General features: G+C 63.2%; 21 protein-coding genes and 1 tRNA gene. 13 read left to right on the top strand and 9 right to left on the bottom strand.

Features of this window, described 5'->3' with window-relative positions:
- Positions 1-83: 83 nt before the first annotated feature.
- The 4 genes from FOC67_RS02420 (at position 84) to FOC67_RS02435 (ending at position 1,977) form a co-directional block, all read left to right on the top strand.
- Positions 84-509, top strand: coding sequence for a GNAT family N-acetyltransferase (locus FOC67_RS02420; protein WP_003103865.1), 426 nt, complete (start codon positions 84-86; stop codon positions 507-509).
- Positions 506-976, top strand: a complete 471-nt coding sequence (locus FOC67_RS02425) for a hypothetical protein (RefSeq protein WP_003094664.1) — start codon at positions 506-508, stop codon at positions 974-976. The genes FOC67_RS02420 and FOC67_RS02425 overlap by 4 nt, the downstream gene beginning before the upstream one ends.
- On the top strand, positions 973-1,662 hold the full coding sequence (locus FOC67_RS02430) for an energy-coupling factor ABC transporter permease (protein ID WP_003094662.1): 690 nt from the start codon (positions 973-975) through the stop codon (positions 1,660-1,662). The genes FOC67_RS02425 and FOC67_RS02430 overlap by 4 nt, the downstream gene beginning before the upstream one ends.
- Before the next feature lie 105 nt (positions 1,663-1,767).
- Positions 1,768-1,977, top strand: a complete 210-nt coding sequence (locus FOC67_RS02435) for a hypothetical protein (RefSeq protein WP_003094660.1) — start codon at positions 1,768-1,770, stop codon at positions 1,975-1,977.
- Between the two features lie 36 nt (positions 1,978-2,013).
- Here FOC67_RS02435 and yacG read toward each other — a convergent pair whose 3' ends face one another.
- The 5 genes from yacG to pilB are packed head-to-tail and all read right to left on the bottom strand — an operon-like array spanning position 2,014 to position 6,619.
- Positions 2,014-2,214: a DNA gyrase inhibitor YacG gene (yacG, locus tag FOC67_RS02440; protein ID WP_003094656.1), complete on the bottom strand. Its 201-nt coding sequence runs from the start codon at positions 2,212-2,214 to the stop codon at positions 2,014-2,016.
- Positions 2,211-2,822: a dephospho-CoA kinase gene (coaE, locus tag FOC67_RS02445; protein WP_003094654.1), complete on the bottom strand. Its 612-nt coding sequence runs from the start codon at positions 2,820-2,822 to the stop codon at positions 2,211-2,213. Before coaE ends, yacG begins: the two co-directional genes overlap by 4 nt.
- Positions 2,819-3,691 carry a type IV prepilin peptidase/methyltransferase PilD gene (gene pilD / locus FOC67_RS02450; protein ID WP_009315897.1) on the bottom strand — a complete coding sequence of 291 codons (873 nt, stop codon included), beginning with the start codon at positions 3,689-3,691 and terminating at the stop codon, positions 2,819-2,821. The genes coaE and pilD overlap by 4 nt, the downstream gene beginning before the upstream one ends.
- A gap of 3 nt (positions 3,692-3,694) precedes the next feature.
- The gene (gene pilC / locus FOC67_RS02455; protein ID WP_009315898.1) at positions 3,695-4,915 is read right to left on the bottom strand and encodes a type 4a pilus biogenesis protein PilC; all 1,221 of its coding nucleotides are present in this window, start codon (positions 4,913-4,915) and stop codon (positions 3,695-3,697) included.
- A 3-nt stretch (positions 4,916-4,918) separates the two neighbouring features.
- A complete protein-coding gene (gene pilB / locus FOC67_RS02460) occupies positions 4,919-6,619 on the bottom strand; it encodes a type IV-A pilus assembly ATPase PilB (protein WP_003112841.1) in 1,701 nt (566 codons plus the stop codon).
- A 231-nt stretch (positions 6,620-6,850) separates the two neighbouring features.
- On the opposite strand from pilB, the gene pilA reads away from it, so the two are divergent.
- Together pilA and FOC67_RS02470 are read left to right on the top strand one after the other, a co-directional pair.
- The gene (gene pilA / locus FOC67_RS02465; RefSeq protein WP_031627735.1) at positions 6,851-7,300 is read left to right on the top strand and encodes a type 4a pilus biogenesis protein PilA; all 450 of its coding nucleotides are present in this window, start codon (positions 6,851-6,853) and stop codon (positions 7,298-7,300) included.
- Between the two features lie 83 nt (positions 7,301-7,383).
- Positions 7,384-7,459, top strand: a tRNA-Thr gene (locus FOC67_RS02470).
- Positions 7,460-7,511: 52 nt separating this feature from the next.
- On the opposite strand, the gene nadC is transcribed toward FOC67_RS02470, so the two are convergent.
- Complete coding sequence (gene nadC / locus FOC67_RS02475; protein ID WP_009315899.1) at positions 7,512-8,360, bottom strand: carboxylating nicotinate-nucleotide diphosphorylase; 849 nt, start codon at positions 8,358-8,360, stop codon at positions 7,512-7,514.
- A 285-nt stretch (positions 8,361-8,645) separates the two neighbouring features.
- Here nadC and FOC67_RS02480 point away from each other — a divergent pair, with 285 nt between their 5' ends.
- The 6 genes from FOC67_RS02480 to FOC67_RS02505 all read left to right on the top strand — a co-directional run bounded on the left by FOC67_RS02480 (position 8,646) and on the right by FOC67_RS02505 (position 16,818).
- A complete protein-coding gene (locus tag FOC67_RS02480; RefSeq protein ID WP_009315900.1) occupies positions 8,646-10,901 on the top strand; it encodes a DUF1631 domain-containing protein in 2,256 nt (751 codons plus the stop codon).
- A 150-nt stretch (positions 10,902-11,051) separates the two neighbouring features.
- A complete protein-coding gene (ampD, locus tag FOC67_RS02485) occupies positions 11,052-11,618 on the top strand; it encodes a 1,6-anhydro-N-acetylmuramyl-L-alanine amidase AmpD (RefSeq protein WP_003112844.1) in 567 nt (188 codons plus the stop codon).
- Positions 11,615-12,451 carry a regulatory signaling modulator protein AmpE gene (ampE, locus tag FOC67_RS02490; RefSeq protein ID WP_003141346.1) on the top strand — a complete coding sequence of 279 codons (837 nt, stop codon included), beginning with the start codon at positions 11,615-11,617 and terminating at the stop codon, positions 12,449-12,451. The genes ampD and ampE overlap by 4 nt, the downstream gene beginning before the upstream one ends.
- Before the next feature lie 1,545 nt (positions 12,452-13,996).
- Positions 13,997-14,662 (top strand): methyl-accepting chemotaxis protein, encoded by a 666-nt coding sequence (locus tag FOC67_RS29895; RefSeq protein WP_343147655.1) that lies wholly within the window; start codon positions 13,997-13,999, stop codon positions 14,660-14,662.
- Positions 14,663-15,113: 451 nt separating this feature from the next.
- On the top strand, positions 15,114-16,277 hold the full coding sequence (locus FOC67_RS02500) for a type III PLP-dependent enzyme (protein WP_003094617.1): 1,164 nt from the start codon (positions 15,114-15,116) through the stop codon (positions 16,275-16,277).
- Between the two features lie 115 nt (positions 16,278-16,392).
- Complete coding sequence (locus FOC67_RS02505; protein WP_003094613.1) at positions 16,393-16,818, top strand: VOC family protein; 426 nt, start codon at positions 16,393-16,395, stop codon at positions 16,816-16,818.
- Between the two features lie 55 nt (positions 16,819-16,873).
- Here FOC67_RS02505 and FOC67_RS02510 read toward each other — a convergent pair whose 3' ends face one another.
- The 3 genes from FOC67_RS02510 to FOC67_RS02520 form a co-directional block, all read right to left on the bottom strand.
- Positions 16,874-18,676, bottom strand: a complete 1,803-nt coding sequence (locus FOC67_RS02510; RefSeq protein ID WP_003141345.1) for a phosphoethanolamine transferase CptA — start codon at positions 18,674-18,676, stop codon at positions 16,874-16,876.
- Between the two features lie 122 nt (positions 18,677-18,798).
- Complete coding sequence (locus FOC67_RS02515; protein ID WP_003141344.1) at positions 18,799-19,614, bottom strand: tetratricopeptide repeat protein; 816 nt, start codon at positions 19,612-19,614, stop codon at positions 18,799-18,801.
- Between the two features lie 2 nt (positions 19,615-19,616).
- Positions 19,617-20,297, bottom strand: a complete 681-nt coding sequence (locus tag FOC67_RS02520) for a Fe2+-dependent dioxygenase (protein ID WP_003110338.1) — start codon at positions 20,295-20,297, stop codon at positions 19,617-19,619.
- A gap of 217 nt (positions 20,298-20,514) precedes the next feature.
- Between FOC67_RS02520 and piuA the strand changes: the two genes are divergently transcribed.
- Positions 20,515-22,776: a TonB-dependent siderophore receptor PiuA gene (gene piuA / locus FOC67_RS02525; RefSeq protein ID WP_003116241.1), complete on the top strand. Its 2,262-nt coding sequence runs from the start codon at positions 20,515-20,517 to the stop codon at positions 22,774-22,776.
- The last annotated feature ends 215 nt before the right edge of the window (positions 22,777-22,991 follow it).

Here is a 22,991-nt window from a genome sequence, read left to right on the forward strand (position 1 = left end):
CCGGTTGCGACAATCCGTCCCGGAGCGCGCCAGCGGCGAGGCTCGGTGTACACTGCCGTTCCCCTTGGGCCGGAGCCGTTCCGATGCAACTTCGCAGCGTCATCGCCGCCGATCACCCGGCACTCTTCGCGCTGTGGTCGCGAACGCCAGGTATTCGCCTCCGTGCGGAGGACGCCTATCCCTTCTTCCTCGCCTACCTTCAACGCAACCCCGGGCTGAGCCTGCTGGTCGAAACCGAAGGGGAGGTGATCGCCTGCCTGATGGCCGGGCATGACGGTCGCCGTGGTTACCTCCAGCACCTGGTGGTCGATCCCGGTTATCGAGGGCTGGGGCTGGCGCGGCGGATGCTCGACGAAGTGCTGGCGCGTCTGGCGAGGGAGGGGATCGGCAAATCCCATGTCTTCGTCCTGGATGCCGCCGAGGAGGCACAGGCATTCTGGCGAGCCCAGTCGGACTGGGAGCGGCGCAAGGACATCCAGGTATTTTCCACTCGGGAGGGACACGCGTGAAACGATTGCATTGGGTTCTGCTGGGCATGCTGCTGCCCGGCCTGGCGCTGGCCGTGGAGAAGGGCTCCACCCTGGAGCCCTGGACGTTGCAGGACCAGTTCGAAAAGGCGCACTCGCTGGACGACTCCACCCGGGTCCTGCTGGTGGCGCGGGACATGGACGGCTCGAAGCTGGTCAAGGCGGCGCTGGCGGAACGCCCAAAGGGCTACCTGGAGGCGCGCCACGCGCTGTTCCTGGCGGACATCAGCCGCATGCCGGCGCTGATTTCCCGGCTTTTCGCGGTGCCGGCCATGCGTGACTACAGTTATCCGGTGCTGCTCGATCGCGACGCGGCCATCGCTTCTCGCTATGCCTCGGACGAGGGCAAGGTGCTCTGGGTCAGGCTGGAGCAGCGCCGCGTGTTGGAAACCCGCCAGTTGGATTCGCCGGTGGCCCTGCGCATCGCCCTGGAACAACTGCAGCCGTGATCGCTGCCGAGTTGCTGTCGGCGGAAAGCCTGGAACTGGGCTGGGCCATCTATGCGCCGCTGCTGCTGCTCGCCGCCTGGCGCGCGCCCTGGGTCGAGCTGGTCAGCGATACCCGCCGCCAGCACCTGGTGTTCGGTACCATGCTCGGGCTGTTCCTGCTCTGGCTGGTGCGCCGGGACTTCGAATCGGGGCTGTCCTTCCATTTCATCGGCATGACCGCCGTCACCTTGCTGCTCGACTGGCCGCTGGCGATCGTGGTGGGGCTGGTGGCGCAACTGGGCTTGTGCCTGCTCGGCCGCCAGGATTGGCTGGCGATCGGCGTCAACGGCGTGCTGCTGGTGGCGATCCCCGCACTGATCGCGGAGCTGGCGGCGTTGTTCGTGGAAAAGCGCCAGCCGCGCAATCTGTTCGTTTACATCTTCTGCTGCGGTTTCTTCCCGGCGGCCCTCACCGCGGTGGTGGTCCTGCTGCTCGGCCTTGGCGTGGTCTGGATCGACGGCCTTTTCCCGATGCCGCCCTGGCTGGAGGACTTCGCCGGTTACCTGTGGCTGATCATGTTCCCCGAGGCCTTCATCAACGGCACGGTGATCACCGGCCTGGTGGTCTACTACCCGGAGTGGCTGGAAACCTTCAATCGCACGCGCTACCTGCAGGCGCCCTGGAAGGACGAAGAGCGCAAGCCCTGATGACCAGTCATTCGCCAGGTTCATGGCGGGCGGCGGCTGACTTGCGTCAGTGTTTCGGACGAAGCCGGCCGCGATCCTGCCGTTTTCCCAGGTGAGGAGCGGAACATGGGGGTCCATGAATGGGCCCGAGAGGGCCTGCGAGAGTTGCTGTCGAAGAGCGACGAGGCGGACCGGGCAATGCGCCTGCGCGCGTTGCTCAGCGCAATCGTCGAACTGAACCGGGCGGAGCGCGATGCTGGCGACCTGGCCAGCGAACTGCAATTTCTTGCGGAGAATCTCGACGACCAGCGCGACTACGCTTTCATGCGTCCCTGAAGGAACGGGCCAGCCGGATTGGCTGGCCCGTTGCGTTCAATGCTCGCGAGGCGGCAGGTCGGCGGAGAAGATATCGTCTTCCAGGGTGTCGCCGGGGATCGCATGTTCCTCGGCGGCCCAGGCGCCGAGATCGATCAGCTTGCAGCGGTCGGAGCAGAAGGGGCGGTACTTGTTGTCGCTTTTCCATTCGACGGGCGCGCCGCAGGTCGGGCACTCCACGGTCAGGGGCTGGCTCATGCTCGGCCTCCTCGCAAGGTCAGGTAGAAGGCGTGCAGTCGTTCGACTTCACGCTGCAGGTGGGACAGGTCGCCGTCGTTGACCAGCACGTCGTCGGCGTGCTTCAAGCGCTCGTCGCGCCGGGCCTGGGCCTGGAGGATCGAGCGCACCTGCTCCTCGGAGACCTTGTCGCGAAGCATGGTGCGCTGTAGTTGCAGATGTTCCGGGGTATCCACCACCAGCACGCGCTGGGTCATCTGGCGCTGGCCGGACTCCACCAGCAGCGGCGAGACCAGGATGGCGTAGGGCGATTCGGCCCTGGCCAGGTACTGGACGATCTCCGCGCCGATCAGCGGGTGCAGCAATTGCTCCAGCCAGCGCCGTTCCTCCGGCGCCTGGAAGATCCGCTCGCGCAAGGCGGCGCGGTCGAGCTGGCCATCGGGCAGGAGGATGCCGTCGCCGAAGCGTTCGACGATCTTCGCCAGGGCCGGACGCCCCGGCTCCACCACCCAGCGGGCGGCATGGTCGGCGTCCACCAGGTGGACGCCGAGGGAAATGAAATGCTCGGCGGCTGCGCTCTTGCCGCTGCCGATACCGCCCGTGAGGCCTAGTATCCAGGGTTGGGTCATTTGAATCCGGCGAATTGCAGATAGGTCCGGGTTATTTGATCACCCCAGAGCAAAGCAATCCACCCGGCAATCGCCAGATAGGGACCGAAGGGGATCGGCGTGCCGCTTTCGGCGTTGCGCAGGCGCAGCATGATCACCCCGAGGATCGCCCCGACCAGCGACGACAGCAGGATGGTCAGCGGCAGGATCTGCCAGCCGCCCCAGGCACCGAGCATGGCCAGCAGCTTGAAGTCGCCGTAGCCCATGCCCTCCTTGCCGGTCACCAGCTTGAACAGCCAGAACACCGACCACAGGCTCAGGTAGCCGAACACCGCGCCGAACAGCGCATCGTCGAGGCTGGCGAAGAGGCCGAAATGGTTGGCGATCAGACCCAGCCAGAGCAGCGGCAGCACCAGCACGTCCGGCAGCAGTTGGTGATCGGCATCGATCAGGCTCATCGCCAGCAGGCCCCAGGTCAGCAGGAGCATCGCGCCCGCCTGCCAGGTGAAGCCGAAATGCCAGGCGACGTAGCCGGAAAGCAGCGCGGTGGCCAGTTCCACCAGGGGGTAGCGTTTGCCGATGGCGGCCTTGCAGGACGAGCACTTGCCGCCCAGCGCCAGGTAGCTGACCAGCGGGATGTTTTCCCAGGGGCGGATCTCATGGCCGCAGTGCGGGCACGCCGAACTCGGCAGCACCAGGTTGTAGGTCGCCTGCTTGGGTTCCGGCTCCAGCCCGAGCGTTTCGCGGGCCTCGGCCTTCCAGTTGCGCTCCATCATCTTCGGCAGGCGATGCACGACGACGTTGAGGAAGCTGCCGACCAGCAGGCCAAGGAGGATGGCGCACAAGACAAAGGCCAGCGGATGGCTGGCCAGGTAGTCGAGAAGGGGCATCAGTTATCCGACGACGTTGCCGAGTTGGAAGATCGGAAGGTACATGGCCACGATCAGGCCGCCAACCAGTACGCCGAGAACGGCCATGATCATCGGTTCCATGAGCGTGGTGAGGTTGTCCACGGCGTTGTCGACTTCCTCTTCGTAGTAGCTGGCGACTTTGCTCAGCATCTCATCGAGCGAACCGGACTCCTCGCCGATGGCGGTCATCTGGATCGCCATGTTGGGAAAGACGCTGGTGGTGCGCATGGAGAAGTTGAGCTGCATGCCGGTGGAAACGTCTTGCTTGATCTTGCTGACCGCGTTCTTGAACACGATATTGCCGGTCGCTCCGGAGACGGAGTCGAGCGCATCGACCAGGGGAACACCTGCGGCGAAGGTCGTGGACAAGGTCCGTGCATAACGGGCGACCGCGGATTTGTAGACGATGCCTCCGAAAATGGGAAGTTTGAGGATCGTTCTGTCGAGTGCGTCGCGGAATTTTTTCGAGCGTTTATGCAGTTCCTTGAAGGTAAAGCCAATCGCCCCCACACCAACGATGACGGCAAGCCACCACTCCTGTAGGAACTCGGATAAATTTACGACCATTTGAGTGAATGCAGGCAGCTCTGCGCCAAAACCTTGGAATACGGATTGGAACTGCGGAACGACCTTGATCAGAAGAATGGCGGAGACGATCAAGGCAACGATGATGACGGCGATAGGATAAGTCATCGCCTTCCTGATCTTTGCTTTTAACGATTCCGTTTTTTCCTTGTAGGTCGCGACTCTATCCAGCAAGTTTTCCAAGGCGCCCGATTGCTCGCCGGCATCGACCAGGTTGCAATAGAGTTCGTCGAAGTACTGTGGTTTCTTTCTCAGTGAGTTGGCCAGGCTGTTGCCCGAGGACACTTCCTGCTTGATCTCATCCACCAACTTGCGCATGTTGGGATTGTCGAAGCCTTCGCCGATGATGTCGAACGATTGCAGGAGGGGAACGCCAGCGCCCATCATGGTCGCCATCTGCCGGGTGAACAGGGCGATGTCCATGGGTTTCACTTTCTTGCCTGCGCCTAGCAGGGAGATACCTTTCTTGCGTACCTTGAGCGGATTGATGCCTTGCTTGCGCAGATGGGCCTTCACCAGCATGGGATTCTGCCCGGTCAGTTCGCCCTTGACCTTGGCGCCTTTCTTGTCGGTGCCCTCCCAGATGAAAACGCTGGTTTTTAACGCTTTGTCCGCCATGGATTAATCCTTGGTCACGCGGTTGACTTCCTCCAGGCTGGTGATCCCCTGCATGGCTTTCAGCAGGCCTGAGGTGCGCAGATCGTTGAAGCCTTCTTTGCGGGCTTGCTCGGCGATCTCGATGGAGTTGCCTTCCTCCATGATAATCCGCTGCAGGGCCGGGGTGTTTTTAACTACTTCATAAATACCGACACGGCCCTTGTAACCGTTCTTGCAATGGTCGCAGCCCACCGGCGAATAAAGCTTGAAGGTGCCGATCTTGTCTTCCGGGAAGCCCTCGTGAAGCAGGGTTTCCCTCGGCACCTCATGTTCTTTCTTGCAGTGCGAACAGAGTTTTCGCGCAAGGCGCTGGGCGATGATCAGGTTCACCGAGGTCGCCAGGTTGAACGCCGGCACGCCCATGTTCAGCAACCGGGTCAGGGTCTCGGCGGCGCTGTTGGTGTGCAGGGTGGACATCACCATATGCCCGGTCTGCGCCGCCTTGATGGCGATCTCGGCGGTCTCCAGGTCGCGGATCTCGCCGACCATGATCACATCCGGGTCCTGGCGCAGGAAGGCGCGCAGCGCCTGGGAGAAGTCCATGCCCTGGCGCGGATTGACGTTGACCTGGTTGATGCCTTCCAGGTTGATCTCCACCGGGTCTTCGGCGGTGGAAATGTTGATGTCGGTGGTATTCAGGATGTTCAGGCCGGTGTATAGCGATACCGTCTTGCCCGAGCCGGTGGGGCCGGTGACCAGGATCATGCCCTGCGGCTGCTTGAGTGCGGCCAGGTAGAGTTCCTTCTGGTCCTCCTCGTAGCCGAGGGCGTCGATGCCCATCTGTGCGCTGGAGGAGTCGAGGATCCGCATCACGATCTTCTCGCCCCACAGGGTCGGCAGGGTGTTGACGCGGAAGTCGATGGACTTGGTCTTCGACACGCGCATCTTGATCCGTCCGTCCTGCGGCTTGCGTCGTTCGGAGATATCCAGGCCGGCCATTACCTTGAGACGAGCAGAGATACGACTGGCCAACTGGATCGGCGGCTTGGCCACTTCGTGGAGCATGCCGTCGGTACGGAAGCGCACCCGGTAGATCTTCTCGTAGGGCTCGAAGTGCAGGTCGGAAGAGCCGCCCTTGATGGCATCCAGCAGCATCTTGTTGACGAAACGTACTACAGGTGCGTCGTCCGCTTCTGCGCTGGCATCCTCTTGGGTGGACTTGTCCGCGCTGCCGATATCCAGTCCCTCGAGGTCGACATCGTCGAGGCCTGCGAGACCGTCGGTAGCGCTTTCGAACAGCTTGTCGATGGCCAGGCCAAGCTTGTCGTCTTCGACCAGAATCGCTTCGGTCGTCAGGCCGGTGCTGAACTGGACATCATTGATGGCCTGGTGGTTGGCGGGGTCGGAGATGCCTACGAAGAGCTTGTTGCCGCGCCGCCACAGAGGGATGACCCGGTGTTGGCGGACCAGCTTCTCGCTGATGGCGTCCCGCGGAAAGCTTTCCTTGTCCAGGCTGTTCAGGTCGCAATAGGCGATGCCGAACTGCTCGGCGGACAATTCGGCCAGGGCCAGGCCGCTTACCAGCTTGCTCTGCACCAGGTGCGTCACCAGCGACAGCTTGTTGCGCTGCGCCTGCGCCTGGGCCTGCACGGCGGTCTTTTCGTCGAGTAGATTGGCTTGGACGAGCTGTCGGGACAGGCCGCTCAGTTGGATGCTGTCGTTCATGGGGAAGGAATCGCAGAAGGGCTATTGAGGTGCCTTATAACGCAGATAACAGGGGCTGCCAAATCGAGGAAATCCAGCTGTCAAAAAATGTCACATCCTGTCCGTTTTAAGTTTGACTCTCATCGAGAAAGGAACCCAGTTTCCTTGATCGTGGCGCGGTTTGATATTTGGCATGGTAAGTGCTTGTTGAGGTTCAGGCGTTAGGCCTATACATAATCAACGGAGAGATTCATGAAAGCTCAAAAAGGCTTTACCTTGATCGAACTGATGATCGTGGTTGCGATCATCGGTATCCTGGCGGCAATTGCCATTCCCCAGTATCAGAACTATGTTGCGCGTTCGGAAGGTGCTTCGGCGCTGGCGACGATCAACCCGCTGAAGACCACTGTTGAAGAGTCGCTGTCGCGTGGAATTGCTGGTAGCAAAATTAAAATTGGTACTACTGCTTCTACTGCGACCGAAACATATGTCGGCGTCGCTCCGGATGCCAACAAGTTGGGTGTAATTGCTGTGGCAATCGAGGATAGTGGTGCAGGTGATATTTCCTTTACCTTCCAGACTGGTACCTCTAGTCCTAAGAACGCCACCAAGGCTATTACTCTGAGTCGTACTGCGGATGGTGTTTGGACTTGTAAGTCCACTCAGGATGAGATGTTCATTCCGAAAGGCTGCACTAAGTAAGGCTGGATATTTGTATCGGGAGGGGCTTAAGTGGCTACTTTCCATTGTGATTGGCTCTCTCTAATGGTAGGCTCCCGCCCGCCGCCGGATTAGCTCAGTCGGTAGAGCAGCTCATTCGTAATGAGAAGGTCGGGGGTTCGATTCCTCTATCCGGCACCAGTCGCATAAAAAAGCCCCGCTTCGGCGGGGCTTTTTATTGCCTGCGATTCGTTCAGAGGGTGAGGCGCATGGACAGGTCGACGGCCCTGACATCCTTGGTCAAGGTGCCGATGGAGATGTAGTCGACGCCGGTCTCGGCGATGTTGCGCAGGGTGCTCTCGTTGATTCCGCCGGAAGCTTCCAGCTTGGCACGGCCGGCGGTGAGGGCGACGGCGGTGCGCATGTCGTCCAGGCTGAGTTCGTCGAGCATGACGATATCGGCGCCGGCCTCCAGCGCCTGGCGCAGTTCATCGAGGTTCTCCACTTCCACTTCCACCGGCTTGCCGGGTGCTATGCGCCGGGCTTCGGCGATTGCCCGATGGATACCGCCGCAGGCGGCGATGTGGTTTTCCTTGATCAGGAAGGCATCGTAGAGGCCGATGCGGTGGTTGTGGCAACCGCCGCAGGTGACCGCGTACTTCTGCGCGAGGCGCAGGCCGGGCAGGGTCTTGCGGGTGTCGAGCAGCTTCACCGTGGTGCCTGCGACCAGGTCGGCGTAGTGCTGGCTGCGGGTGGCGGTACCGGAAAGCAGCTGGAGGAAGTTCAGCGCGCTGCGCTCGCCGGTGAGCAGGGCGCGGGCCGGACCTTTTAGCTGGAACAGCGTCTGGTTCGGCTCGACTCGCTGGCCGTCCTCCACCTGCCAGGTCACCAGCACTCGCGGATCGACCTGGCGGAAGACCTCGTCGACCCAGGCGCGGCCCGCGATCGTCGCGTGCTCGCGGGTAATCACCCGGGCCTCGGCCTCGCGTTGTGGATCGATCAACTGAGCGGTAAGGTCGCCGCCGCCGACGTCTTCCGCCAGGGCGGTACGGACGTTGGCCTGGATTTCGCCTTGGAGGTCGGCAAGGGTGAGGTTAGGCATGGCGGGCTCCTGTACGAGATCGGGCGATTATACGGAGCGCGGCGGACGGCGTCTGTGCCTGCCTGGGCGCCGGTCGGGACGGCCGCCATTCATCGGCCTTCGCTTGTGTGAAGAGAGTCATGTCTATAGGAAAACCCTCTATCTAGATTTGAAAGTATCTCTATAATGAATGTAGATACTTGTTTTTGACGCCTGGAAATTGACGTTACGGACGACGCCAATCGATCCTCTGTGCCCGATTTTTGCCATTCCATGCGCGGCCGCGAGGGTGGCAGGAGAGTCCCGATGCAGAACGATGCCAATGTGGTGCACCTGACCAGGGTCGCTTCCGAGCCGTCGCCGAACGCCGGAGCGGGGCGCCTGCCGGTCATCCTCGTGCAGGTGCGCGACAAGGCGGCGCTGCAGCTGAAACAGGCGTTGCAGGCGTTGTTCGACAACGCCGACGACACCCTCTTCGAAATGGCCGACCGAGCCACCAGCAACCTCGAACAGAACGCTTTCTTCGAAGCCATGCGCGACCTGCGCCTCAAGCGCAAGAGTATCGAGCGGGTCTACCTGCAGAAGGTCTTCGAGGAGTTCTCGGCGCTCAACCAGGTACAGTCCGGCAAATCCGTGCCGACCCTGGATACCGTGTCCTTCGATAGCCTCAGCCTGGTACAGAACGAGGAACTGGAGGAGTCCGTCGCGGTGGACGCGATGGTGGCGCGGGTGATGAGCCGCGATGCCTCCGCGCTGGCCCACCTGAGCACCCGCCTGAACACCCTGGTCGGCCGGAAGGTCGACGAGAAGAGCAATCCCCTCGCTCCGCGTCCGCTGACCGCGGCTTTCCTCGATGCCTGCCAGGGGCTCGGCGTCGAGATCAAGGTCAAGCTGATCATTCTCAAGCTGTTCGAGAAGTACGTCCTGGCCCATTGCGACCAGTTGTACGCCGAGGCCAACCAGATCCTGGTCGCTGCGGGCGTGCTGCCGGAACTCAAATCCGCGCTGCCGCGGCGTCAGCCCGCTGTCCGTCCCGAAGCGGTGCGCGATGCCGGGACCCTGCAGGCACAGGCTGCGCTGCTCGACGGCGGTCAGCAGGAAGTCTTCGGCGCGCTGCAGGAACTGCTGGCGCAGGTCCGCGACAATCCTTCCTTCTACCGTCGCGAAACGCCTGAGAATGCCGCGCCGATTTCCAGCAACGACCTGATGCGCCTGCTTTCCCACCTGCAACAGCACTTGCCGGGCCCTGGCGCCGCGGAGTTCGACGTCCGCGACGGGGTCGACCAACTGCTCCAGCGGGTCAGCCACAAGAGCGGCCGTTCTCGGGTGGTCGGCCAGGTGGACGATGACGTCATCAACCTGGTGTCGATGCTGTTCGAGTTCATTCTCGACGACCGCACCCTGCCTGATTCGCTGAAGGCCCTGATCGGTCGGATGCAGATCCCGATGCTCAAGGTGGCCCTGCTCGACAAGACCTTCTTCAGCCGCGGTAGCCATCCGGCGCGTCGCCTGCTAAACGAGATCGCATCCGCGTCGCTGGGCTGGGCCGAACACAATGATGCCCGGCGCGACAGCCTGTACCAGAAGATCGAACAGGTCGTGATGCGGCTGTTGAACGACTTCGTCGACGACCCGGCGATCTTCGCCGAGTTGCTGGAGGACTTCATTGCCTTCACCGGCGACGAGCGCCGCCGCAGCGAGCTCCTCGAGCAACGCACCCGCGACGCCGAGGAAGGCCGCGCCAAGGCCGAACTGGCACGGCAGGACGTGGAGCAGGTGCTGAACCAGCGACTGCTCGGCAAGGTCCTGCCGGAGGTGGTGGTGCGCCTGCTGCGGGATGCCTGGAGCAAGGTGATGCTGCTGATCTGCCTCAAGCATGGCAAGGCTTCGGCCGAGTGGCGGGAGGCCCTGGATACCATGGACGAGCTGATCTGGAGCGTCGGCCCGCATGATGATCCGCTGTCCCGCCAACAGTTGCTGGAGCGCGTGCCAGGGCTGCTCAAGGCGCTGCGCGAGGGATTGGCCAGCGCAGCCTTCGATCCGTTTTCCACCGGTGAATTCTTCAGCCAGTTGGAAACCCTGCATGTCCAGGGCCTGCAGCGCGACAAGCGCGGCGAGGCGGCGGTCGCGGACAGCCCCCTGCTCGACGAAGCGACCCCGGGCACGGCCGCGGAAAAGCCCCGGACGCCGGTCATGCTGCGGGTGGTCGAGGAAATCGTCCTGACCTCGCCGGACGCCGCCCCGGCGCCTGTCGAGAGCGAAGTGCGCCTGCCGGACAACGACGAGGCACTGCTGCGGGTCGATGCGCTGCGTGTCGGCAGTTGGGTGGAAATCCAGGAGGACGCCGAGCACAAGCTGCGCTGCAAGCTGGCGGCAGTGATCCGGCCCACCGGGCGCTACATCTTCGTCAATCGCACCGGGATGAAGGTCCTGGAAAAGACCCGCATGGGCCTGGCGGTGGAGTTTCGCCGGCAGGCGGTACGCCTGCTGGACGATGCCTTGCTGTTCGACCGGGCCCTGGAGTCGGTGATCGGCAACCTGCGGCGCCTCAAGGGCGCCTAGCCGCTTCTCGAGGACCCGGCGGATGCCGGGTCTTTTCGTTCTTGCGGGTAATACCTTTCCTCGAAGCATGTCGAAGCGGCCGATCCAGAGCCCGCCTGATCGTCATTCCGGCGCCGCTGGATTAGAGTGGGGGCTCGTTCAGGAGCCCGTATGCATTTCGATTCCGTTACCGGCTGGGTCCGTGGCGTCCGCCACTGCCCTTCACCGAATTTCAACCTGCGTCCGCAAGGGGACGCGGTGTCGCTGCTGGTCATCCACAATATCAGCCTGCCGCCGGGACAGTTCGGCACCGGCAAGGTCCAGGCGTTCTTCCAGAATCGCCTGGACCCGAACGAACATCCCTATTTCGAGGAGATCCGCCACCTGACGGTTTCCGCGCATTTCCTCATCGAACGCGACGGCGCCATCACCCAGTTCGTCTCCTGTCACGACCGCGCCTGGCATGCCGGGGTTTCCTGCTTCGACGGTCGCGAGGCGTGCAACGACTTCTCCCTTGGCATCGAACTGGAGGGGACCGACACGGAACCGTACACGGACGCGCAGTACACTGCCCTGGCCGGGCTGACGCGGCTGTTGCGCGCGGCCTTCCCGGGGATCACCCCGGAACGCATCCAGGGCCACTGCGATATCGCCCCGGAGCGCAAGACCGATCCCGGCGAGGCTTTCGACTGGTCGCGCTACCGCGCCGGATTGACCGATTCCAAGGAGGAAACATGACGTTCCTGGTGTTGCTGCTGGCCCTTGCGCTGGAGAAGTTCTCCGGCTGGCGCCGGCGTATCCAGCGCGATGGCGCCTGGCTCGCCTGGCTGAGCCTGGTCGAGGACCTGCCCTCGGTGTCCCGCCGCTCCTGGCTGGGGCTGCTGCTCGCGGTAGTCCTGCCGTTGCTGCCGCTGGCCCTGCTGCTGACATTGCTGCAGCCGCTGGCCTATGGCTGGCTGAGTCTTCCGCTGCATCTTCTGGTGGTGGTCTACAGTCTCGGCCGCGGCGACGTCATGGCCGACCTCGGGCCGTTCCGCGACGCCTGGCGGCGCGAGGAGGCCCAGGCTGCCTTCCATGTCGCCGAACGCGATCTGGGGATCCTGGGCGGCAGCGAGAGCGACCTGATCGGCCGGGTGCACGGCCATCTGCTCTGGCAGGGCTACCAGAGCTTCTTCGCGGTGATCTTCTGGTATGCCTTGCTCGGCCCGGTGGCGGCCCTGGCCTATCGCCTGCTGGCACTGGCGCTGGAGCACGCCCGCCAGCCGGCGTTGCGCGAACAGGCGGCGCGCGTCCGGCATATCCTCGACTGGTTGCCGGTGCGTGCGCTGGTGCTGAGCTTCGCCCTGGTCGGCAACTTCCTCGCGGTTATCCGCGTGCTGCTGCACTGGCTGCTGGCCTGGGACATCTCGGCGGCCGCGCTGCTGGGCAAGGCCGGACGGGTCGCCAGCGATGTCGAAGCGGTCGAACTGGGTGCCGCCGGCGTCGCCAGCCTGGATGCGCTCTGGCAATTGCTGGTGCGCGCGGCCGTGCTCTGGTATGCCGTGTTCGCCTTCTGCGCGCTGTTCCTCTGAGCGTAGCGACGGGGAGTCCGCCTGCGATTCCCCGTTAACCTTAAGTTACAGAACACCAGGCCGATATCGGGTACACAGGTGAACGTGTCCGCATGATTTCGAAAGGCCATTACCGAGCGGACTCCGTGCGTCAATGTCGCCACGCGGCGGCATCTCTCAGAACGATAAGAACAATCAGGAGACGTCTGGGTGAAGACCGTACTCTATCCCGCTATCGCGCTGATGAACCGGCTCAGCTTCGGCATGAAGTTCGGCCTGATCAGCGTGCTGTTCTTCCTGCCGCTGCTGATCACCAGCTTCTATCTGGTGCGCGATGCCTATCGCCAGTTCAGCGACACCCGGATCGAACTGCAGAGCTTGACGCTGCTGGGTAGCGGACTTCAGATCCGGCGTGGCCTGGAGTCCCTCAACGATCTGTTGCAGATCAATGCGGTCATCGGCCAGTCCGGCAAGGCCGGCGATCTGGAAGCGCGCATCGCGGACGTCCAGAAGGGGCTGCGCGGGCGGCTCGAGGCGCTGGCGCCGCTCAGCGAGGATGGTGCGGCGGTAGCCGAATTCGAGGCCCAGCGCGACCGGTTGCTCAACGGCTTGCAGGCCGTGGAGGCCGAAGGGTCCTTGCAGGGCAAGGGCGCACGGGCGGAGAAGCTGCTCGGTAGCGCACAGGTATTCATCAAGTTGCTTATCGCCCAGGCCGGGCTCAGCCAGGACAGCCAGCGCCAGGTGCGCCAGCTCAGCGAGCTGGTCGGTTCGATAACGCCGGAGGTGACGGCGGCCATCAGCAAGGGGCGCGCCATCGGCGCCTACTCCCTGGGCCAGGGTTTCCTCAATTCGTCCTCCAGCGCGCGGCTCGACGAACTGCTGCTGGAGTTCGAGAAACTGCATGGCGAGTACGGCCTGAAGCTGCAGGAGTCCCTGGCCGGCAGCCCACCGGCGCTCGAGGAGGCCGCCCAGGCCAGTCGCGAGACCCTGAAGAGCCTGGGGCAGTTGTTCGAGGACCGGGTGATCGTGGCCGAGACGCTGGATACCCCGTGGACGCAGTTCTACGATCAGGTCAGCGCGGCGATGGACAAGACCTACCAGCTCGACGACGCCGTTCTCGGCTATCTCGATACCCAGTTGCAAAAGCGCCTGCAACAGGTGCGCACGCAGATGCTGTTGCTAGTCGCCGCGCTGGCCGTGGTTTTCGCCGCGATCCTATACCTCTACGGCGGTTTCTACGTCTCCACCCGCGCCACCCTGAAGGATCTCGGGCGAATGATGGAGCGCGTCGCCGGCGGCGACATGACGGTCAGCTTCCAGGCCCGCAGCCGTGACGAACTGGGCGAGCTGGGACAATCGTTCAACGAGTCGGTGGCGAAGATCCACGACCTGATCGAGCGGGTCAGCCAGACCGTCGGCGAGGTCGAGCGGCAGACCCTGCGCGTCGAGTCGGTGTCGGCCGAAAGCAACCAGGCGGTAGCCGGGCAACGCAGCCAGATCGAGCAGGTGGCCACGGCGATGAACCAGATGGCCGCTACCGCCCAGGAAGTGGCACGCAGCGCGGCGATGGCGGTGAGCAGCGCGAACAGCGTGAACCAGGAAACCCTCAGCGGGCGCAGCCTGGTCGAGTCGCAGGTGGGTAGCATCCAGCGCCTGGCCGGCGAGATCGACCAGTCGGTGGCGGCGATCAATCGCCTGGCCAGTGACAGCGCCTCGATCAGCCAGGTGCTGGATGTGATCAAGGGCATCGCCGAACAGACCAACCTGCTGGCGCTCAATGCGGCGATCGAGGCCGCTCGTGCCGGGGAGCAGGGGCGCGGTTTCGCGGTGGTGGCCGACGAGGTGCGCACGCTGGCCAAGCGCACCCAGCAATCCACCGCCGAGATCGAACAGATGATCCTGCGCCTGCAGGGCGGCGTCGATGCGGCGGTGAAGGCGATGGGCAGCAGCCACCATACCGCCGATGGCACGGTCAACGAGTCGGCGCAGGTGCAGCAGGCACTGGAGAATATCCTCGGCGCGGTGGGCATGATCGTCGACCAGAACCAGCAGATCGCCGCCGCCGCCGAGCAACAGACCGCCGTGGCCCACGATATCGACCAGAACATCGTCGAGATCAACCAGGCCGGCGAGCGCACCGCGGAAGGCGCCAGCCAGACCGAACGGGCCAGCCGCGAACTGGGCGCCCAGGTGACCCAGCTGAAACGCCTGATCGGTGCGTTCCGGGTGTAGGCGCAAGGCCTGCGCGGGACGTTTTTCGTCCATCCGATTGAACGCTGGGCGGACGGGGACATCCCACTGTCATGCACATGGGGTAAAGGCTGAGCAGGTCAATCCGGCGGTGCGACAGGCGGAGGCGAAATCGCGGCATTTTTTTATTGATCTCGCGTCCCCTTGGTCCTAAAGTTCGCGCCCGAACGTCCATGCTGGAAACGATCCATCCGGCTCAAGTACTGACGACGAGAGATCGCCTTGTGGCAAGGCGACGTCCGCTGCTCAAGCGGCCAGGTCGTCGCGCGGGACACGCGCGCGACCTACCAGGATGAACAGGCGGTGGCTGCCGGCAGGCAGGTGATACTCGGCGACATGCCTTGGGAAGTAGGCGAACCAAAGTGGGGAAACGGATTAGACGTTCAGCTTCACCCCTACGAATCCATGTGCTTTGCCATTGGGAGTCCCAACCATGTCCATCAAGGTCGAGGATTATTTCGCCCCTGAAACCTTCCAGCGCATGAAGGCCTTCGCCGACAAGCAGGAAACCCCCTTCGTGGTCATCGACAAGCAAACCATCGCCGATGCCTACGACCAACTGACCGACTGCTTCCCCTTCGCCAGGATCTACTACGCGGTAAAGGCCAATCCCGCTACCGAAATCACCGAGCTGCTGCGCGACAAGGGTTCGAACTTCGATATCGCCTCGATCTACGAACTGGACAAGGTGATGAAGACCGGCGTCGGTCCGGAGCGCATCAGCTACGGCAACACCATCAAGAAATCCAAGGACATCCGCTACTTCTACGAGAAGGGCGTGCGCTTGTTCGCCACCGACTCCGAAGCCGACCTGCGCAACATCGCCAAGGCCGCTCCCGGCGCCAAGGTCTACGTGCGTATCCTCACCGAGGGCTCGACTACCGCAGACTGGCCGTTGTCGCGCAAGTTCGGCTGCCAGACCGACATGGCCATGGACCTGCTGATCCTGGCCCGCCAGCTGGGCCTGGAGCCCTACGGCATTTCCTTCCACGTCGGTTCGCAGCAGCGCGACATCTCGGTGTGGGACGCGGCGATCGCTAAGGTCAAGGTGATCTTCGAGCGCCTGAAGGAAGAAGACGGCATCGTCCTGAAGATGATCAACATGGGCGGCGGCTTCCCGGCCAACTACATCACCAAGACCAACGACCTGGAAACCTATGCGGAGGAGATCATCCGCTTCCTCAAGGAGGACTTCGGCGACGACCTGCCGGAAATCATCCTCGAGCCGGGCCGTTCGCTGATCGCCAATGCCGGCATCCTGGTCAGCGAAGTGGTGCTGGTCGCCCGCAAGTCGCGGACCGCCGTGGAGCGCTGGGTCTATGCCGACGTCGGCAAGTTCTCCGGACTGATCGAAACCATGGACGAGTCGATCAAGTTCCCGATCTGGACCGAGAAGCAGGGCGAGATGGAAGAGGTGGTGATCGCCGGCCCGACCTGCGACAGCGCCGACATCATGTACGAGCACTACAAGTATGGCCTGCCGCTGAACCTGGCGAGCGGCGACCGCCTTTACTGGCTGTCTACCGGCGCCTACACCACCAGCTACAGTGCGGTGGAGTTCAACGGCTTCCCGCCGCTGAAGGCGTTCTACCTCTAGCGCAGTCGCCTCTGTTACGAAGAGCCCCGCCTCGGCGGGGCTTTTTCATGTCGCTCTGGAAGCCTCGCGGCGCTCGTGCCAGCCTTGTTCGACAACCCATGACAAGGACGCCGACATGACAGGTAACGGTGTTTCCCTGGTGACCCTCGGGGTCGCCGATCTGGCCCGCTCCTCTCTCTACTACCAGGCGCTGGGCTGGCAGCCCTCTTCGGACGGCAACGAGCAGGTGGTATTTCTCAAGGGCCGCAACCTGGTCCTCGGCCTCTACGGACGCAGCGCCCTCGCCGAGGATGCGCAGGTGGAAGATCGTCCGACCGGCTTCGCGGCTATCACCCTGGCCTGCAACTGCGCCTCGCGGGACGAGGTGGACCGTCTGTTCTCCGCAGCTACGGCGGCCGGCGGGCAGGCGACCAAGATGCCGCAGGAAGTGTTCTGGGGTGGCTACTCCGGATATGTCGCCGACCCGGATGGACACCTTTGGGAAATTGCCTACAACCCGTTCTGGCCGTTCGACGAGCAGGGCAACCTGGTCTTGCCCTGAGGGCGCTACGGATGGAAAAACGCCCCGCTCGGCGGGGCGTTTTCTTTGGCGGCGGTCAGCCTTCGTTCGGCTGGCGGGACGGTGCGCGCGGCGTCGTTGGCGCGGGTCGTCCGGCCTGGGCGACCTGCTGCCCGGCGTCGGCCTTGTCCAGCGGCAGCTTGTCGAAGTCGCGCAAGCCATTGTGGGCATAGGGGTTGCCGATCCAGCGGACTTCATGCTGGAAGTCGTTGCTCACCAGGCTCTTGGTCGGATCGAAGAGGTCATAGTTGAGGCCGGCGAGGTCGGACCAGGTATGGATCAGGTCTTCGCTGCTGTAGCGTCGGTCGACCAGGGCCTGCAGGTCGCGTGGGTGGGTCTGCTGCCAGCTGGGCGAAGTCCAGACCAGGAAGGGCACGGTGTACATGCCGCGGGTCGGGTCGCCTTCGTTGCGGCCGAGGCGGTCGTGCGGGGCTTCGTCGAAGACTTCCTCGCCATGGTCCGAGAGGTAGACCAGGAAGCCGTTCGGATCGCTGTTGGCGAAGCCCTTGATCAGGCTGGAGACCACGTAGTCGTTGTACAGCACGGCGTTGTCGTAGCTGTTGTAGACCTCCACCTGGTCGTCGCTGAGGGCCGCCGGGGCGCCCTGGCGGTCGACGAAGCGAGCGTAGTCGGCGGGATAGCGGTACTTGTAGTTCATGTGGGTGCCGAGCAGATGGACCACGATGAACTTCTTCGGCGCCGGGTCGTCCAGCACCTTGGCGAAGGGCGCCAGCACCGCGCCGTCCAGCTGGCTGGCGTTCTGGCTGCGCTGGTTGTTCAGGTAGAACTGCGCATCGGTCTGCTGGGCGAAGGTCGTCAGCATGGTGTTGCGCTTGGTCATAGTCTGCTGGTTGGTGATCCAGAAGGTTTTGTAGCCGGCCTGCTTCATCAGGTTCATCAGCGACGGATCGGTGAGGAAGCGGTCGGGATGCTCCTGGTCAGCGAACGTTAGCACCTGCTGCAGCACCTCGATGGTATATGGCCGCGACGCCACCACGTTGTTGAATACCGTGAGGTTCCGGTTCGCGGCCTTCAGTGCGTCCAGCTGCGGGGTCGTTTCGCGTGGATAGCCGTAGAGGCTCATGTGCTTGCGCGACGTGGATTCGCCGATCACCAGGACCAGCGTGCGCGGCGTATCGCCATTGGCATCGACGAGGTTCTTCAGCGGCGGTAGGGCCGCGTTCTTTTGCAACAGCGCCTGCATGCTGCCCAGTTGCTGGCGGTATTGCTGGTAGCCGATCAGCAATTGCCAGGGCACCGCCGGTTCCATGCGCGCCTGGACCTTGTCCAGGGCTTCGTCGAAGGGCCGGCCCTGGCTGACCAGTTGCTTGTAGAACGGATAACCGATGGTCGCGACGATCAGCAGCACCGCCACCGGCAGGGCGCTGAAGCGCGGCAGGTAGACCGGGCGCAGGCGGCGCCAGAGGAGGATGGCGACCAGGCTGTAGAGCACCAGGCCGAGGGTCATCCAGGGGTTGAAGTACTGGCTGAAATATTCGCTGGCCTCGGCGGTGTTCGACTCGAACATCACGAAGATCACGCTTTGCGAAAATTCCTGGTGATAGATGCCGAAATAGCTCAGGCCGACCAGCGAGGCGGCCCACAGCACCAGCCCGATGACGGCGGCCAGCGGCTTGGTCCAGCGCGGGAACAGTAACACCGGCGCAAGCCAGATGGTGCTCAGCACCATGGCGTTGCGGAAACCGGAGAAACCGCTGTTGCCGGAGGTCAGCAGGAGCAGTTGGGTGATACCGGAGAAGAACCAGAAGAACAGGAACAGCCAGCCCAGGCCGGCCCAGTCGATGCGATTGCGCGTAACGCGTGGTGGGGTGGGGGACACGATAGCCTCGTTCGATGGATCGGAGGCGCGATCGTCGTTCGCCTCGATGAAACGGCGAGGGTAGGGAAAGGCTTGTCAAAAAAGTGTTATGTGGGCGTGAACAAAGGGTCGTGCGTTGTTCGTCAGGCGGGCAGTCGTGCGTGCCCGTGACGTTCGAGCGCCTGTTCCAGGGCCTCTCGATCGGTGTCGTCGCCCAACTGCGCCGCGCGTCGGTAGTAGGCCAGCGCCAGGCTGCGGAACGGTGGGTGGGCCGACTGCTCCAGGCCATGGCGGGCGCTGCGCAGGAAGTTCAGGTTGCCGCCTTCGAGGGCACGCCGGAGCCAGGTTTCGGCTTCGGCATGGCGGCCCGAGGCGCTGAGCATCGCGGCGTGGCTGAACTGGCCGCGAAAATCACCACCCTCGGCGGAGCGTCGATACCAGTGCGCAGCTTGCGCCAGGTCGCGAGCGACCACCAGGCCTTCTTCGTGGTAGCGCCCCACCAGGTTCATCGCTTTCGCGTGGCCCTGCTCGGCCGCTTGCCGATACAGCGCATAGGCGCGCGGCTGGTCCTGGGGCACCCCGCGGCCGGTAGCGTGAAGATTGGCCAGGTTGTAGCGGGCCCAGTCGAGGCCGGCCTGGGCGGCGATCCGATAGTGGACCGCTGCCGCGGCTGGATCCGCCGGGCCGCCCCAGCCATGTTCCAGGCAGCGAGCGAGCATATTGCGCGCCATTGCGTGGCCGTGCCCGGCGGCGATCGCGAACCAGGTCCGCGCCAAGGGCGGGTCGCGCTGGATGCCTTGGCCGTCCAGAAGGATCTGTCCGAGCAGGGCCTGGGCTTCCGTCAGGCCCTCGCGCGCAGCGCCGAGGATGGCCTGGGCAACCTCGCCCGGGGTACCGGCCAGTTGTGCGGCGAAACCTTCGGCGTCCAGTGCGTCGTGACGGAGCAGCAGGTGGCGCATGTTCAGAGTTCCGACCAGCGCCGCAGGAGATTGTGGTAGGTGCCGGTTAGGCGGATCAGCGAGGGATGGTCGGGCACGTCGTGGGTGAGTCGCTGGATCGACTGGTCCATTTCGAATAGCAGGGTGCGCTGACTGTCTTCGCGGACCAGGCTCTGGGTCCAGAAGAACGAGGCGTAGCGCGCGCCGCGGGTGACCGGATTGACCTTGTGCAGGCTGGTGCCGGGATAGAGCACCAGATCGCCGGCGGGCAGCTTCACCTGTTGCAGGCCGTAGGTGTCCTGGATCACCAGTTCGCCGCCGTCATAGTCCTCCGGGTCGCTGAAGAAGAGGGTCGAGGACAGGTCGGTACGGACCCGCTCGCGGCCGCCATGGACGTCGCGCACGGCGTTGTCGATGTGGAAGTCGAACGAGCCCCCGCCGGTATAGCAGTTGAACAGCGGCGGGAAGACCTTGAGCGGCAGGGCGGCGGACATGAACAGGGGATGGTTCCACAGGCGCTGCAGCATGGCTTCGCCGATCTCCCGGGCCAGCGGGTGGTCCTGCGGCAGTTGCAGGTTGTGCTTGGCCTTGGCCGATTGGTAGCCGGCGGTCGCCTTGCCGTCGGCCCATTCCGCCTGCTCCAGGGCTGCGCGGATCCGGGAGACTTCCTCGGCGGTGAAGATGGCGGGAATATGCAGCAACATGGCGCTGTCCATGAAGGCGAAATGATTGCCAATGATATTGATTTGCATTGGACATGTAAAACCGCCAGGGGTTGTAGACGAGCGAGATGGGAAAAAATGTAATGAGAAAATTGTAAAGAATGTAAATTCCTGTCGAATGCGAATCCGTAATAATTGATAACAATTCTGATCTGCAATAAATTCCGCGACCTTCACAGCTCCCGGGGAGGGGTTTCGAATGTCGCGTCAGTCCACGGATACCGCCGTTTCTTCGCAACGTCTGCTGGCTTCTGCCATCGGTGTCGCCATCACCGCCATCGCCGCACCGCAGGCAGCCCACGCCGACGAGGCCGGGCAGAAAAAGACCGACAAGGACCGCGTACTGTCGCTGGATGCGGCCACCATCGTCGGCGAGCAGCAGGACGAAACCACCTACAACGTCGACCGCTCGGCGTCGAAGAAGTACACCGCGCCGCTGCTGGATACGCCGAAGACCGTCACCGTGATCCCGCAACAGGTGATCAAGGACACTGGCGCCCTGACCCTGGCCGACGCACTGCGCACCACCCCGGGTATCACCTTCGGCGCGGGCGAGGGCGGCAACCCCGCAGGCGACCGGCCATTCATCCGTGGCTTCAACGCCGAGAGCGATACGTTCCTCGACGGTATGCGCGACGTCGCCTCGCAAACCCGCGAGGTGTTCAACGTCGAGCAGATCGAGGTCAGCAAGGGCCCGGGCTCGGCCTACACCGGCGCCGGCTCCACCGGTGGCAGCCTGAACCTGATCAGCAAGACCGCCAAGCAGGACAACTTCACCGACGCCGGCTTCACCTGGGGCTCAGACCAGACCCGCCGCACTACTCTCGACGTGAACCGGATGATTGGCGACAACGCCGCCTTCCGCCTCAACCTGATGAAGCACGATGCCCACGTCGCAGGGCGCGACGAAGTCAGCGTCAGCCGCTGGGGCGTGGCTCCGACCGTTACCTTCGGCTTCGACACGCCGACCCGCGCCACCCTGTCCTATTACCATCTCAGCACCGATGACATGCCGGACTACGGCCTGCCGCTGACCAACGTCAACCGCAGCAAAGCCAATCCGAGCAAGCCGGCCTCGGTGGATCGCGATAACTTCTATGGCCTGAAGGACCGCGACTACCGCAAGAGCACCACCGACAGCGGCACCTTCCGCATCGAGCATGACCTGAACGACAACCTGACCCTGTCGAATAGCACCCGCCTGGTGCGCACGACGCTCGACTACATCGTCAGCAACCCCGACGACAGCCGTGGCAACGTTGCCAACGGCTACGTCTACCGTTCGGCGAAAAGCCGCAATTCGACCTCGAAGGGCTGGGTCAACCAGACCGACCTGAAGGCCAACTTCGAAACCGGCTTCATCAAGCACACCCTGGTGACCGGCCTGGAGTTCAGCTACGAGGACGTGCACAACCGTCCGTACGCCATTACTTCCGGTGGCGGCGCCGGCAACACCTGCAATGCACGATTGCTCGCCAGTGGCGACTGCACCAGCCTGAATCGCCCGACTCCGGGCGACAACTGGACCGGCAGCATCACCGACGGCCTGGCCTATACCGATACCGACACCAAGACCAGCGCGGCTTATGTGTTCGATACCCTGAAGCTAAGCGAACAATGGGAGCTGAATCTCGGCCTGCGCTACGACGACTTCGATACCAAGTCCAGCGGCTACCAGACGGCTGGCCGCAACGGTCCCGCCGGCTACTTCAAGCGCGAGAACAACAGCCACTTCTGGAACTACCAGACCGGTCTGGTCTACAAACCGGCGCCCAACGGCAGCATCTACCTGGCCTGGTCGACCTCGAGCAACCCCACCGGCGAGACCGGCGGCGAGGGCCAGGCGGACATCAGCGTAGGCAACAACGGGTTGGATCCGGAGCGTAACCGTAACCTCGAACTGGGTACCAAGTGGGCCTTCTTCGACGATGCTCTGTCGCTGAACGCCGCGCTTTTCCGCACCGACAAGACCAATGCCCGGGTCGCTTCGCCGGATGTCTCCACTCTTCAGGTACTGGACGGCGAGCAGCGGGTGCAGGGCGTCGAGCTGGGCTTCAATGGCAAGCTGACCGAGAAGTGGAAGGTCTTCGGCGGCTATACCTACCTCGACAGCGAAATCCGCAAGTCGACGGTGAAGAGCGACGAAGGCAACAAGATGCCGCAGACCGCGCAGAACAACTTCACTCTGTGGACCACCTACGATCTATTGCAGAACTTCACTATCGGCGGTGGTACCACCTATGTGGACAAGCAGTACGGCAACACTGCGAACTCTACCTATATCCCGTCCTACTGGCGCTATGACGCCATGGCCAGCTACAAGGTGAGCAAGAACGTCGACCTGCAACTGAACGTGCAGAACCTGACCGACAAGCGCTACTTCGACCAGGTCTACAGCACGCACATGGCCCACGTCGCTCCGGGCCGCACGGCATTGCTCGGGGTGAACTTCCACTTCTGACTGCCGCTCTCGCTCCCCACGAAAGCCCCATTCCCCCTGCGGGATGGGGCTTTCCCGCATCCAGGTGGGTAAATAGAGCGTAAAGAACGTTAATTCGGCTTTATCGCAACTGATTATCAAATAGAATTGCCCGCCGACGTCCTCGTGTCGTCTGGCCGGCGCTTGGCGTCGGCGTAGTCCCGTTGTTGCCGCGCGGCGGCCGTGAAGGTGATCCT

It is taken from the genome of Pseudomonas sp. FDAARGOS_761, from assembly GCF_013343155.1.
In the GTDB taxonomy this organism is placed as follows: domain Bacteria; phylum Pseudomonadota; class Gammaproteobacteria; order Pseudomonadales; family Pseudomonadaceae; genus Pseudomonas; species Pseudomonas aeruginosa.